The 13611-nt window shown below is 67.0% G+C and carries 13 protein-coding genes; 5 read left to right on the top strand and 8 right to left on the bottom strand.

All coding sequences use genetic code 11. The annotated features are described in order from the left end of the window. Positions 1 to 15: 15 nt before the first annotated feature. Complete coding sequence (locus ACXN5S_RS12055) at positions 16 to 360, bottom strand: RidA family protein (protein ID WP_458605679.1); 345 nt, start codon at positions 358 to 360, stop codon at positions 16 to 18. 115 nt (positions 361 to 475) lie between these two features. Here ACXN5S_RS12055 and ACXN5S_RS12050 point away from each other — a divergent pair, with 115 nt between their 5' ends. Next, positions 476 to 2110: an alpha-amylase family protein gene (locus ACXN5S_RS12050; protein WP_458605678.1), complete on the top strand. Its 1635-nt coding sequence runs from the start codon at positions 476 to 478 to the stop codon at positions 2108 to 2110. Here ACXN5S_RS12050 and ACXN5S_RS12045 read toward each other — a convergent pair. Both ACXN5S_RS12045 and ACXN5S_RS12040 read right to left on the bottom strand, forming a co-directional pair. Continuing rightward, on the bottom strand, positions 2107 to 3093 hold the full coding sequence (locus ACXN5S_RS12045) for an SDR family oxidoreductase (RefSeq protein ID WP_458605677.1): 987 nt from the start codon (positions 3091 to 3093) through the stop codon (positions 2107 to 2109). The genes ACXN5S_RS12050 and ACXN5S_RS12045 overlap by 4 nt on opposite strands. A 153-nt stretch (positions 3094 to 3246) precedes the next feature. Continuing rightward, complete coding sequence (locus tag ACXN5S_RS12040) at positions 3247 to 4689, bottom strand: helix-turn-helix domain-containing protein (RefSeq protein ID WP_458605676.1); 1443 nt, start codon at positions 4687 to 4689, stop codon at positions 3247 to 3249. A gap of 168 nt (positions 4690 to 4857) precedes the next feature. Between ACXN5S_RS12040 and ACXN5S_RS12035 the strand changes: the two genes are divergently transcribed. The 3 genes from ACXN5S_RS12035 (at position 4858) to ACXN5S_RS12025 (ending at position 7545) form a co-directional block, all read left to right on the top strand. After that, complete coding sequence (locus tag ACXN5S_RS12035; RefSeq protein WP_458605675.1) at positions 4858 to 6468, top strand: isocitrate lyase; 1611 nt, start codon at positions 4858 to 4860, stop codon at positions 6466 to 6468. Between the two features lie 53 nt (positions 6469 to 6521). Continuing rightward, positions 6522 to 6761: an SMc00767 family acetate metabolism repressor gene (locus ACXN5S_RS12030; protein WP_458605674.1), complete on the top strand. Its 240-nt coding sequence runs from the start codon at positions 6522 to 6524 to the stop codon at positions 6759 to 6761. A gap of 100 nt (positions 6762 to 6861) precedes the next feature. Then, positions 6862 to 7545, top strand: coding sequence for a YoaK family protein (locus ACXN5S_RS12025; protein WP_458605673.1), 684 nt, complete (start codon positions 6862 to 6864; stop codon positions 7543 to 7545). A 24-nt stretch (positions 7546 to 7569) separates the two neighbouring features. Here the strand turns inward: ACXN5S_RS12025 and ACXN5S_RS12020 are convergent, their stop codons facing one another. The 4 genes from ACXN5S_RS12020 to ACXN5S_RS12005 form a co-directional block, all read right to left on the bottom strand. After that, positions 7570 to 8481: a glycosyltransferase family 2 protein gene (locus ACXN5S_RS12020; protein WP_458605672.1), complete on the bottom strand. Its 912-nt coding sequence runs from the start codon at positions 8479 to 8481 to the stop codon at positions 7570 to 7572. Between the two features lies 1 nt (position 8482). Next, on the bottom strand, positions 8483 to 8632 hold the full coding sequence (locus ACXN5S_RS12015) for a hypothetical protein (protein WP_458605671.1): 150 nt from the start codon (positions 8630 to 8632) through the stop codon (positions 8483 to 8485). Positions 8633 to 8873: 241 nt separating this feature from the next. Continuing rightward, positions 8874 to 11435: a hybrid sensor histidine kinase/response regulator gene (locus ACXN5S_RS12010; protein ID WP_458605670.1), complete on the bottom strand. Its 2562-nt coding sequence runs from the start codon at positions 11433 to 11435 to the stop codon at positions 8874 to 8876. A 30-nt stretch (positions 11436 to 11465) separates the two neighbouring features. Further along, positions 11466 to 11975 (bottom strand): putative pterin-binding protein, encoded by a 510-nt coding sequence (locus ACXN5S_RS12005; RefSeq protein ID WP_458605669.1) that lies wholly within the window; start codon positions 11973 to 11975, stop codon positions 11466 to 11468. Between the two features lie 487 nt (positions 11976 to 12462). On the opposite strand from ACXN5S_RS12005, the gene ACXN5S_RS12000 reads away from it, so the two are divergent. Next, positions 12463 to 13074: a response regulator gene (locus ACXN5S_RS12000; protein ID WP_458605668.1), complete on the top strand. Its 612-nt coding sequence runs from the start codon at positions 12463 to 12465 to the stop codon at positions 13072 to 13074. Positions 13075 to 13137: 63 nt separating this feature from the next. On the opposite strand, the gene ACXN5S_RS11995 is transcribed toward ACXN5S_RS12000, so the two are convergent. Then, positions 13138 to 13554 (bottom strand): Ohr family peroxiredoxin, encoded by a 417-nt coding sequence (locus ACXN5S_RS11995; RefSeq protein ID WP_458605667.1) that lies wholly within the window; start codon positions 13552 to 13554, stop codon positions 13138 to 13140. Positions 13555 to 13611 lie beyond the last annotated feature (57 nt).

Below are 13611 nucleotides of genomic sequence, written 5' to 3'. Positions count from 1 at the left end.
GCCGCCCGGCCCGCCTCAGCGCGCCGCCGTCACGATGAACTCGACGAGGTAGTCCGGCGTCGCCAGCTTGGATTCTCCCGTGGCGCGCGCCGGCGGGTTCTCCGGGTCGATCCAGGCATCCCACACCGCGTTCATGGCGGCGAAATCGGCGATGTCGGCCAGCCAGACGGTGACCTGCAGCAGCTTGTCCTTGCCGCTGCCCGCCTCGCCCAGCAGCCGCTCGACATTGGCGAGGGCCTGCTTGGTCTGCGCCGTGATGTCGGCGCCGGCTTCGCCCACCTGGCCGGAGAGATAGACCGTATCTCCATGCACCACCGCGTGGCTCATGCGGGGGCCCTTGTGCAGCCGTTCGATCGTCATGTCGTCTTCCTCGAAGTTGCGTCTGCCCTCTCCTGCCCCGGCGCCGCGGCAAAGGGAAGCTTTCCCCCGCTGGCCGCCGGGCTACCTGAACCGGGCAGGTCAACGGAGCATCGCCATGATCGACATGTGGTACAAGAACGCCGTCATCTACTGCCTCGACATCGAGACCTTCATGGATGGCAATGGCGACGGCATCGGCGACTTCGCCGGGGCCATAGAAACCCTCGATTACCTCGAAGCGCTGGGCGTCGACACGATCTGGCTCAACCCGTTCTACCCCACACCCAACCGCGACAACGGCTATGACATCTCGGATTTCTACGGCGTCGATCCGCGGCTGGGGCATCTGGGCGATTTCGTCGAATTCATGCACGGCGCCCGCAACCGCGGGCTGCGCGTCATCATCGACCTGGTGGTGAACCATACCTCGATCGATCATCCGTGGTTCAAATCGGCCTGCGAGAGCAAGTCGTCGCCCTATCGCGACTGGTACGTCTGGTCGAAGGAGAAGCCCGACGACATCACCGAGGGCATCATCTTTCCCGGCGTGCAGGAGGCGGTGTGGACATATAACCGCCAGGCCCAGGCCTGGTACATGCACCGCTTCTACAAGCATCAGGCCGATCTCAACATCGCCAACCCGGCGGTGCGCGAAGAGATCCTGAAGATAATGGGCTTCTGGCTGGCACTCGGCGTGGCCGGCTTCCGCATCGACGCGGTGCCCTTTCTCATCGAATACAAGGGCCTGAAGGACGAGCCGGATCGCGACCCGCTGCTGCTCCTCTCCGAAATGCGCGACTTTCTCGACTGGCGCAGCGAGGGCGCGCTGATGCTCGCCGAGGCGAATGTCGAACGGAAGAAGGTGCCCGATTACTTCGGCGGCCGCCAATATGGCACCGACGAGCGGATGCACATGATCTTCGACTTCCCGCTCAACCAGTACCTCTGGCTCGGCTTCATCCGCAAATCCGCCGGCCCGGTGGTGGGCGCCCTGAAGACGCGGCCTGACCTCATGCCCGCCAGCGGCCAATGGGCCACCTTCCTGCGCAATCACGACGAGCTCTCGCTCGACAAGCTCAGCAAGGATGAACAGCAGGAGGCTTTCGCGGCGCTCGGGCCGGAAAAGGGCATGACCATCTACGACCGGGGCGTCCGCCGCCGCCTGGCACCCATGCTGGGCGGCGACGACAGCCGCAACGCGCTGGCGCAGGCGCTGCTCTTCGGCCTGCCGGGCACGCCGGTCATGTGGTACGGTGACGAGATCGGCATGGGCGAGGACCTTGATCTGGAAGAGCGCTGGGCCGTGCGCACCCCGATGCAATGGTCGTCCGAGCCGCAGGGCGGTTTCTCCTCCGCCACGGGTGAGCTGCCCGTGCCGCCGGTCGAGGATGGCCCCTTCGGCTATCCCAAGCGCAATGTCGAAAGCCAGGAGCGTCAGCGCGGCTCGCTGCTGCGCCGTGTGCAGGGCATGGTGCGGGCGCGGCGCTGCTGCCCCGAAATCGGCTGCGGCAGCTGGGAGCTGATCGAGGGCCTGCCGGAGCAGGTGCTCGGGATCGACTACCGCCACGGCGAGCGGCGGCTCTTCGCCCTCTTCAACTTCAGCGACAGCGCGCTGGAGGTGGCGGTGCCCTGCGAGACGCGGCGCTGCAAGGTCGAGCTGAGCGCAGATGACGAGGCGGGGCCCGAGGTGGACCTTGGTGAGATCGTCCTCGGGCCGCACGAATACCTCTGGCTGAGGCCCCGCGCCTAGAGCAGCGCCGCGCCCAGCCCGAAGGCCGCCGCCAGCCCGGCGACGGCCAGCCCACCGGCCACCCCAGCCCGCGCCGCCGGCGACCAGAGCCGCGGCGCCCTTTTCTCCTGCCGGTCACCGAAGCGGCCATGCGCCGCCCAGTCGCCCGGCACCGAGCGGTAAAGGTTGTTCGGCCGGCCCGGATCGTCGGGCGCGTCGGTCGTCTGATCTTCATAACCCACGCGCGCCAGCATCCTGTCGCCGATCCACGGGGCGATCCGCTGGCTGGCGATGGCCTTCACGGCGGGAAAGCCCAGCCAATATTCGCGGCGCGGCACGTCACTGGCCCTGGCGATTTGCTCGCCGACAAGATCGGGGTCGAAAATCGGCGGCACAGGCTGCGACTTGCGGCCCATCCGGTTGAGCGACCAGTCGAATTGCGGGGTATTTACCGCCGGCAAGTGCACGACCGTCAGATCTAGCGAAATCGCCTCATGCAGCAATTCACAGCGCAGGGAATCGGTGTAGCCCACTACCGCCGCCTTCGCCGCGCAATAGGCCGATTGCAACGGAATCGCCCGGTAGCTGAGCGCCGAGCCCACCTGCAGCACCTGCCCCCGCCCACGCGGTCGCATCCGCGCCAGAGCGGCTTGCGTGCCATGCAGCGTGCCGAGGAAGGTGACGTTCATGACGCGGGCGTAATCCTCCGCCGTCATGTCATGCGCGGGCACCATGGCGGTGACCATCGCGGCGTTGATCCATAGATCTATCGGCCCGATGACATTCTCAAAGCGCTCCGCCGCCGCCTCGACAGCAGCGGGATCGGCCACGTCGAGCGGCATCACCAGGACTCGCCCGCCGCCGGCTTCGACCTCTTTGGCCGCCGCCTTCAGCCTCTCCTCGCCCCGCGCGATCAGGCCAATATTGGCGCCACGGCGTGCGAAGGCGCGGACGATTCCTCGTCCGACGCCGGCAGACGCGCCGGTAATCACCACGTTTGTCATTGCAGTTCGTCCCCCCACCTGCGTCGCTGTGGCGCACCGCTGGAACTCGAACGCTACGTTGTGCGGGCCCTTCCATGCAACAGTCCAAATGCCGCTATAGTTTCAACCTATGGCAGAACGTCACGTTGCGGAAAGGGCCGGGTGGCGAGCGCCCTATTCCGTATCGATGACGGAGAAGCTGAAGCTGGAGACACCACGCGTCCGTTCGGAGAATTCGAAGGGCCGGTTGACGGGCGGATAGGCCCGCGAGGCGCAGTTCGGCCGCTCGCAGAGGTAGCAATTCACCCCGATCTCGGTGGGCCGCACAGCCGCCAGATCGAGGTTCCGGGCATAGATCAGCCGGGGCGCATAGGAGATGTCGCAGCCCAGCCCGATGGCAAAGCGCGGGGCGGGGTTGGCATGCGTGCCGCCGTGGCGCGTGACCGTGCGGGCGATCGAGAAATAGGTGGTGCCGTCGGGCATGGCGATCACCTGCGTCTGCACCCGGCCCGGCACCTCGAAACAGCTATGCACGTTCCAGAGCGGGCAGGAGCCACCGAACTTGCTGAAGTGGAAGCGCCCGGCGCTGAACCGCTTCGAAACGTTTCCCGCCCCGTCCACCCGCACGAAGAAGAACGGCACGCCCCGCGCGTCGGGCCGCTGCAGCGTGGTCAGGCGATGCGCCGTCTGCTCGTAGCTGGTGCCGAAGCGCTGGCAGAGCATCTCCAGATCGTAGCGCTCGCGCTCTGCCGCCTTCAGGAAGCGCTCGTAGGGCATCAGCAGGGCGGCGGCGAAGTAATTGGCGAAGCTGGTGCGGGCGAGCGGCAGGGTTTCGGGGGAGACGCCGGCCTCGCGCGTCTCAGTGTCGATCAGCTCTTCGTATTCCAGCCGGGCGAGCTGCACCGCGATCTGGAAGCGCCGGCCCGGCTGATCCAGCCGCTCGGAGAGGTTGAGATGCCGCCGGTGCGGATCGCGCATGGCGAGCTGATCGGGCATCACATCCTGCGGCAGGATGCGCACGCGGTAGCCGTGCCGCTGGTGCAGCCGTTCACTGAGCACGATCTGCGGCTCGTCGCGCCCCAGCTCCAGCTCGGCGGCCAGCGCCTCTGCCGCGCGGTCGATGGCATCGACGTAGTTCTGCCTTGCGTGCAGATGAGCGCGCATCTCCTCCACTGGCTGGGCCGTCTGCTCCAGCAGCTCTACCTTGTCACGGTCCGACAGCGGGCTTTCCGCCGCGCTCGTGGCCATCACCATCGCCTGGTAGCGCTCGTGCAGGCGCAGAAGGCCGCGGGCGAGGGCGGGCGAGAGGTTGACCATCTCCTCGATCTCGGCGCGGGGCACCGCTTCGCCGAACACCGGGTCTTTCAGCGCCGCCTCGACCTCGCCCTGCAGTTGCAGATCGCCGCTGCCCGCGATGTCCCCAAGCGAGAAGTCGTAGACCTGGCTCAGCCGCACCAGCAGCTTGGCGCTGACCGGGCGCTGATTGGCCTCGATCAGCGTGATGTAAGAGGGCGAAACGCCCAGATCCTGCGCCATCTGCGCCTGCGTCAGGCCCAGCGTACGCCGCAGCCGCCTCAGCCGGCCCCCGATGATCAGCTTCTCGCCCCGCGCCGCCATGACAACCCTGACAATACATTTCGTCACACACTGACAAACATGACCTGCTGACCCGTTCGCCGTGGAAGGCAGCTTCACATGACCGGCCCCACATTACTAGCCTTACACAAACGGCAAGAGGGCGCGGCGGCATGCCTGCCGGGCGCCGGTGTTGGAGGAGCAAGAGTGATGACCGAGAGAAAAACCTATGCCGAGCTGCGCGACGAGGCCCTTGCGCGCTACCCGTCCGGGCAGACGCCGGGCGGGGTGACGATCGACGATATCGTGCAGCTGAAGATGCAGAACACCTGGCCCACCCATCTGCAGATCGCCCGCAAGATGGCCACGCTGATGCGGCAGGACATGGCCGCCTATGACGAGGATTCCAGCCGCTTCACCCAGTCGCTCGGCTGCTGGTCGGGCTTTCACGCCCAGCAGATGATCAAGTCGGTCAAGCGGATGCGGGGCACGGCGCGGGGCACCTACGTGTATCTCTCCGGCTGGATGGTCGCCGGCCTGCGCAACCGCTTCGGCCACCTGCCTGACCAGTCGATGCACGAGAAGACCGCCGTCGCCGACCTGATCGAAGAGATCTACGTCTCGCTCCGCCAGGCCGACGAGGTGGCCCTCAACGATCTGTTCACCGCGTTGAAAGCGGCGGGCAGCGAGGACGAGCGGGCGGAAATCATCGCCGAAATCGACGGGTTCGAGACCCATGTGGTGCCGATCATCGCAGATATCGACGCCGGCTTCGGCAATGAGCACGCCACCTACCTGCTGGCCAAGGAGCTGATCAAGGCGGGCGCCTGCTGCCTGCAGATCGAGAACCAAGTCTCCGACGCCAAGCAATGCGGCCATCAGGACGGCAAGGTCACCGTGCCGCGCGAGGATTTCATCGAAAAGCTGCGCGCCTGCCGCCTGGCTTTCGAGGAGATGGGCGTCGATGACGGCGTGATCGTCGCCCGCACCGACAGCCTCGGCGCCGGCCTTACCCAGAAGGTGCCGGTCAGCCAGGAGCCCGGCGATCTGGCCGCCGAGTACATCAAGTGGCTGAAGACCGAACCGGTCACGGACATGGCGCCCCTCGCCGAAGGTGAGCTGGCGCTGATGCTGGACGGCCAGCTCGTGAAGCCCGCCCGCCTGCCGAATGGCCTCTTCCCGTTCAAGGAAGGCTCCGGCCGCGCGCGGGTGATCGAGGATTGCATCGCGAGCCTCACGCAAGGCGGCGCAGACCTGCTCTGGATCGAGACCGACACCCCCAACGTCGCCGAGATCGCCAGCATGGTGGCCGAGGTGCGGCGGGTCGTGCCCGACGCCAAGCTCGCTTACAACAACTCGCCCAGCTTCAACTGGACGCTGAACCTGCGCAAACAGGTGCGCGCCGAATGGGTCGCCGAGGGGCGCATCGAGGCCAGCCAATATCCCGACGGCAACGAGCTGATGAAGGCCGGCTATGACGACAGCGACCTCGGGCGCGAGGCCGATGCGCGGCTGCAGCGCTTCCAGACCGATATCTCGGCGCGGGCCGGCGTGTTCCACAACCTCATCACGCTGCCCACCTTCCACCTCACCGCCAAGTCGGTGGACGAGCTGTCGATGGGCTATTTCGGCGAGGAGAAGATGCTCGCCTATGTGAAGACGGTGCAGCGCGCCGAGATCCGCCGCGGCATCTCTGCCGTCAAGCACCAGCACGAGGTCGGCTCGAACCTTGGCGACACGTTCAAGGAGATGGTCTCCGGCGAGCGGGCGCTGAAGGCGGGCGGCCATGCCAACACCATGAACCAGTTCGCCGCCGAGTGAGCGCCCCGCCGCCCTGGCCGGGCGGCGGCACACCCCAATTCAAGGAGAGAGCCATGATCAATTCCCCCGATTTCGAGCGTATCGACCGGCCTGAGAGCGACGCCCAGACCCGCGCCATCCACCGCGTCGCCGACAGCGTGCATCGCCTGAACGAAGCGGTGCAGCGCGCGGTGGCCGAGGGCATCTCGGTCGAGCTCATCCGTGTCTCACGCCATCACAGCGGCAAAGGCGCCTGGGGCGACCAGCTGGTGCCGACGGTGCGTGAGACGGCCAAAGCGACGACCGCCGCCTGAGGGCGGAACGTGGGGGCGTGGAGTAAACCCGCGCCCCTCTGCCACCTTGCCGCCCGGGTGGCCGCGCCCCTACCCTGCCCCGGCAAGCAGGAGGCGCGGGATGCTGATACATGTGGGCGGCGAGCGGACGGTGGCCATCGACCTGCGGCTGGCCATCTGGCTGGCGCTGGCGGCCGGGGCCATCAACGCGGCGGGCTTTCGCTCGCTCGGCTATTTCTCCGCCAACATGACGGGCAATGTCTCGACGATCTCTGACATGCTCGCCTTGGGCAACTGGCGCAGCGCGCTGCTCTTCGCGGCGCTGCTGGTGGCCTTCGTTCTTGGCGCCTTCGTCTCGACCCTGCTGATCGAGGCAGGCCGGCAGCGGCAGATCCACGGGATCTATGCGTTCAGCATCGTGCTTGAGGCGCTGCTGCTTCTCGGCCTTGCCCTTCTCGACCTATCCCTGCCGCCGGAGTTCGCCGACTGGACGATGTTGCTGGGCCTCAGCCTTCTGATGGGCCTGCAGAACGCGGCGACGACCCATATCTCCGACGCGCGGGTGCGCAGCACCCATGTCTCGGGCGTGGCGACGGATATCGGCATCGAACTCGCCATGCTCACCGGTCGCGGCGACAAGGCGCGGGTCGGCCCGCGCCTTAAGCTGCACGGCGCTACCCTCGCCGCCTTCCTACTCGGCGGTATCGCCGGCGTCTGGGGCTACGAGCAGGCGGGGCCCCTGGTCTTCGTCGCCGTCTCTGCCCTGCTGGCCGGGCTGGCCGTGCCCCAACTGGCGCGGCGCTGAAGGGGCGTCTAGAGCGCGCCTCCCTCAGCCCATGAACAGGGCCCGGCGGATAGCCGCTGGCATGAACGGCGATGTGCAGGCGCCGAGGGCCGTCAAACCGCCGCGGCGCAGGTCGGAGAAGAAGCCGCGCGGGCTTTTTCTTATACCGGCAAAGGTCAGGCGCATGACGACGCCGGCCGAGGCTCCCGCGCGCAGGGCGCTGCGGGCGCGATGGCGCAGGTAGATCGCTTCCGACCGCGCGTCGGCATGGTAACCGAAGCAGGCCGCGGTGCGCAGTGCCTTCCGGCGCCCGGCTTCCATCGCCTCGATATCGGCGGAGAGGCCCGAGCCGGTGGTGCGGCAATAGACGAGCGTCTCGTCGACGCCCTTGATGTACAGGCCCTTGGCCACGGCGCGGACAAGCCACTCCAAGTCTTCGTTATACGACATCGTGGGATCGAAGCCGCCGGCGCGGTCGAAGGCGGCCGTCCGCACCACGAGGTTCGACATCGTGCAGACGGGGTTTTCCGCAAGCAGCGCGGGCACGGTCAGCGTCTCTTCCGTCACAGTCGTGGTGCGAAAGGTGCGTTCGCCGGAGAAGAAGGTGACGCGGCCATAAGCGCCATCGACGCGCTCATCTTCCAGCACCTCGGCCATGCGGGCGAGCTTGTCGTGGGGCCATATGTCATCGGCATCGCAGAAGGCGAAGATCTCGCCGCGCGCCGCCACCGCACCGCCGTTGCGCGCCCAGCCCAGGCCCTTGCCCTTGTTGATGAGCACGCGCACCCGCGGGTCGGCCGCGGCGCGCTGAAGCAGCTCATGCGTCGTGTCGGTCGACCAGTCGTCGATGCAGATCAGCTCCCAGTCGGTATAGGTCTGCAGGATGATGCTTTGCAGCGTCTCCTCCAGCGTTTCGGCGGCGTTGAAACAGGGCAGGATGATGGAAAAGCGGGGCATGTCAGAAAGCCTCTTTCAGGGCGGGGCGGGGGGCGGGGGCGATGACGGCCAGCCAAGGGGCCTTCGCCGCCGCACCGGAGAGGCCGGATCCCGGCAAAGGCCGGTCGAGGAGGCGGATCTTGGCGGCGAAGGTCATTGGCGGGTCGTCCATCTGGCGGGAGCGGGAAGCTCCTTTGCTACTTGATGGTTAAAGGTCCCTGTCCCGCCCGTCGCGCGCCCGGCAGGACAGGCACATGGCGCGACAGGAGAGCGTCATACCCGAAGGGATAGGTTTCGGATGCTGGACGGAGATTGGCGCTGAGTGCGGAAGGCTTGCCCCGGCCCGGCCCGGCGATGCAATCGCCCGCTAGAGAGGCGGCGTCACAAGCTCGACGCCCTAAATGGCGTCAGCCCTAATCCGTGAGAGCCTGCTCGCTCCGCCAGGCCTCCAGCGCCTGCCGGCTTTCCGCCCAGAGCGCGGGCAGCTGCGCGAGATCGCTTTCGCTGACCTCGCCGCGCTTTGCCGCCGTCTCCACCCGGCCCAACAGCTGGCGCAGCGCCGTGAGGCCGAGCGTGGCGCAGGAGCCGGCGCATTTATGCGCCAGAGCCACCAGCTCGGCGGGCGAAAGGTCGCCTGCAGTCAAGCTGGCCACGCCCGCGTCCATCTCGGTTAGGAACCTGCCCAGCAGCCGCCGGGCATCGGCGGGGCTCACCGTCTGGGCCAGCTCGCCCAGCTGCGCACGGTCGATCAGCTCGCTGCCCGGCTCGTCCATCGTGACGGAGCCACCGGAATAGCCCGCCGCGATGCCGCGGAGCAGGCCGGAGAGCACCTTGCGGTCGATGGGTTTCGACAGGCAATGCTCCATTCCCGCCTCGCGGAAGCGCTCCACCTCCTCCGGCAGGGCATGGGCGGTGAGGGCGATGATGGGCGTGGTGGCGGAGAGGCCAGTGCCGGCCCGGATCTTCCGCGCCGCTGTCTGCCCGTCCATCACCGGCATCGAGATATCCATCAGGATCACGTCGAAAGGATGGGTCTCTGCCCATGCCACGCCAGCGCGCCCGTCTACGGCTTCCGTCACCTTGTGGCCCTCCGCTTCCAGCAGGCCGCGGGCGACGAAGCGGTTCATCTCGTTGTCTTCTACCAGAAGCACGTCGAGTGGCCGCACCGGAAGGGAGGCGTTGCCCCCCTGCCCCGGCAGCGACGCCTCTTCCGCCTCGGCGGGCGGCAGGGAGAGACGCACCCAGAAGAGGCTCCCCTCCCCCGGCTCGCTCTCCACCCCGATCTCGCCGCCCATCACGCCGACGAGGCGCCGCGCGATGCCAAGGCCAAGCCCCGTGCCGCCGGCCTGCCGCGAGTAGGAGCTGTCGAGCGTCTCGAAATCCTGGAAGATCCGTTCCAGCTGCTCATCGGCGATGCCGATGCCGGTGTCGGCCACGCGGAACTCCACGAGGTGCCCCTCACCCGGCAGCCGCTCGACCTCGATGTCGATGGAGCCGGCGCGCGTGAACTTTACCGCGTTGCCGACGAGGTTGAGCAGCACCTGCCGCAGCCGCCGCGAGTCGCCATGCACGATATCGAGCCCCGGCGAGAGCTGCCGCCAGCGCAGGCTGTTGCCGTTGTTCGCGGCCAGCGTCGCCGTCGTCTCGACCACCCCGTCGAGCAGGGCGGGGACAGAGAAGGGCCGGCGTTCGGCGCGCAGCTTGCCGGCCTCGAACTTGGCGAGGTCGAGCACATCGTTGACGAGGCCGAGGAGCAGCCGGGCCGAGCTGTGCATCCGGTCCAATAGCTCGCTCTGCCGCTGGCTGAGGCTGTGATCGCGCATCAGCTGCATGGTGCCCATCAGGCCATTGAGCGGCGTGCGCATTTCGTGGCTCATCACGGCAAGGAATTCCGCCTTGGCCCGCTCGCCCGCCAGCGCCTTGTCGCGGGCGACCATCAGCCCTTCTTCGGCCTGCTTGCGGCGCGCGATATCACGGATGAAGGCCACGTAGATCGGGTCTGTCTCGTCCGCCGTGCGCGCGATGGCGACCTCGACGGGAAAGCGGCGCCCAACGCGGGAGATGGCTTCCGTCTCGAAATGCAGGATCGTCTTGCCGGCGCCGCCGCCGGTTTCGAAGTAATCCAGCGTCTCCTCCCGCAGGCCAGGCACCACGTCGGGCGGGTAGATCGTCTCCAGCGCCAGGCGGCCGATGGCATCTGTGCGGCTATAGCCGAACAGTTCGACGGCGGCGCTGTTGGTATCGAGGATGGCCCCCTCACGATCGCAGACGAGGATCGCATCGGCCGCCGTTTCGACAATGGCACGCATCCTGTCGCCCACCCGCTCCATCGCCTGGGCCTGCTGGCGCGAGACGCGGTAGAGCCGCCGGAACGAATTGGTGAGAAGTGCGAACCCGCCGAGCAGAAGCGCCAGCACCCCCACCATCTGGGCGAGGGTGCGCCGCACCTTCTCTCGCCGCTCGTCGGAGGTTTCGGCGAAGGTGGTCAGCCCGGCGAGCGACAGGGCGCGCACCAGCGGAAGCAGCTCCTGCGCCTCGTCCGACAGGGCGGGCAGCGCCGCTAAGAGCACCTCGTCGGAGCTGTCGATGAGAGGCACCGCTTCGTCGAGGAAGGCCGCAATCTCGTCGTTCGCTGCGACGAACTCGGCAGACGCGCGGATGTCGCTGTAGGTTGAGGCCGTTTCGAAGGTGCCGACGCGGCTGTAGAACACGTCGAACCGCTGGCGCACGGCATCGAGGCTCGCGCCCTCCTCATCGGCGCGCTCGACGGCGAGTTGGAATTGCAGAAACTCCACCTCGGTCTGCGCGAGGCTCCATTGGTCATTGTCGGAATTGGCGGTGCCGAGATCCTCGATCTCGCGCAGGACGAGCCAGCCCATCCCGACAGCCACGCCGAAGCAAAGCAGCAGCAGCATGAGCCAGATGATCGTTCGCGGCCCCGGCACGTCTTCCGCGCGGCCAGAGTCTTGCGACACGTCTCGGCTCAGCTCATCCATCCGCAAACGCTACTCCGCAACGGTGATCCGGTCCAATTGCCAGATACTCCGCGAGTAGATGACCTCGGTCCGATACGCGTCATTGGTATCGTAGGGATAAACGACCCAGAGCGGCCCTTTTTCGCGCAGGGGCATCTCTTCGCCATTGCGCAGGTAGGCCACGATCGGGCCGCCCTCAACCCAATCTTCGCGGGGGATGTCGATGGCATAATCGTTGACCGCAGTGGCGGTGAGGCTGTCGCCGGTGGCGCCCACAGCCTCCAGCAAGGTCGCCAGCTCGATGCCCGTGAAGGTCTGCACGCCGTCTGTCCATGTGGTCGTGGTCTCGAAGGTCACGGGGCCCAGCTCTTCCAGCATCGCGCGGTCGAAGATGGCACGTCCATCACCGTTGGTTTCGGTGATTGCGCCGTCGATGGTGAGAAGGATGTCTCCCTCCGGCATGCTCAGCTCCTGCGCGGCAAGCGGCAGGGCGGCGAAGGCGCAGAGGGCGGCAGCAGTGAGGCGGCGCAGGATGTGCATTGGCGTCTCTCCAATCTGGCTGGACGCCGTATCTCACGAGACGGGCACTCCGTGCAGGTGGGCATCAGAAGAGGTCACCTACCCTTTTGGATAGGTGGGCCCCTCAAGGCGCCTTTATGGTGCCATGCCCGCCGGTCACCGCCTTCGCCGCGATGCCGGAAGTGGCATGGCGCGCAGCATTGAGAGGCAAACCTTTCAAAATCGTTGCCAAGGGCGTGCCGCATGGAAGCCCCCGCCGCAACGTGGCGGCAGGCGAGGGTCTGGTCCCGCCCGGACAGCCCACCTTCGTCGGCCGGGTGGCGCCCTACCCCATCGGGCGGTGTCACGCATCCGAGCGGGTAGATGGCTTGCCCCGCATGCCCTGCTATTGACACTATCGTAGGTAGATTGAGGCCGGGCCGCGCGCCGCCCCCGGCCTGGGCGGCCAGACCGGCCCGGGACGAGTGACCGGCGCTAGCGGCACTTTGCGACGAGGGAGACGAGAGCCATGCGCATCTTGATTGCCGACGATCATGACCTTCTGCGCGACACGCTGGTGATGTTCCTCGCGAACGAGGCCGATCTGGAAACGGAGACGGCCGCCAACTTTCCCGAAGCCGAGAACCTGGTCGCCGAGCAGTCGTTCGACCTCGTGCTCCTCGACTACGCCATGCCGGGCATGAACGGCCTTTCGGGCCTCTCCCGCATCATGGAGATGCCGGGCGAGCACCACGTCGCCATCATCTCCGGCACCGCCGACCGCGAGGTGGCCGAGCAGACGCTGGCCGCCGGCGCCGCTGGGTTTCTGCCGAAGACGCTCTCGGCCAAGTCGCTGGTTAACGCGATCCGCTTCATGGCAATGGGCGAGCAATACGCGCCGCTCGACTTCCTGCGCGCCACGGAAGAGACGGTCGCCAACCCGCTCGCCGAGAAACTCTCGCAGCGCGAGATCGAGGTGCTGCAGGGGCTGACGGAGGGCAAGTCGAACAAGGAGATCGCCCGCGATCTCGACATCCGCGAGCCCACCGTGAAGCTGCATATGAAGACGCTCTATCGCAAGATCGGCGCCAGCAACCGCACGCAGGCCGCCATGATCGCGCGAGATCAGGGCCTGTTCTGACGACATCGCGAAAGTCCCCATCGCGCTCGGGCCAGCCGAACGCGATGGGGTGAGAGCCCTGCCTCAGGCCCGCGAGACCGACACCTGCGACGAGCCGCGCAGGGTGTTCGAGATCGGGCACATGACATCGGCCGTGGCGACCACGTCGTCGGCTTCCGCCTCGGTCAGGCCCGGAAGGTTCACCTTCAGCGCGACGTCGAAGATGTAGCCCGGGCCCTTGTCATCCTTCACCAGCGCGCAGGTGCAGGACAGCTCGGGCTCGCCGCTCAGGGTCAGCCCCTTTTCCTTCGCGACCATCATCGACGTGCCCGAGAAGCAGGCGATGTAGGCGGCCGCGAAGAGTTGCTCGGGGTTGGTGCCCGAGACACCGTCGCCGCCCATTTCGACCGGCAGGCCGAGGGGCGTTTCGAGTTGCCCGTCGGGGCTTTTCACGGCGCTCGGCGTGCCGGAAACTTCAGCGGTATAAAGCGATTTGCTCATTGGTTTTTTCCTCCATGGTACTTCAGTGGTCGTCGGTCGTGATGGTTGGGGCCGCCC

It is taken from the genome of Pseudoroseicyclus sp. H15 (assembly GCF_054353345.1).
The sequence above is the reverse complement of the archived record's forward strand: the minus strand, read 5'-3'. Positions and strand labels throughout refer to the sequence as shown.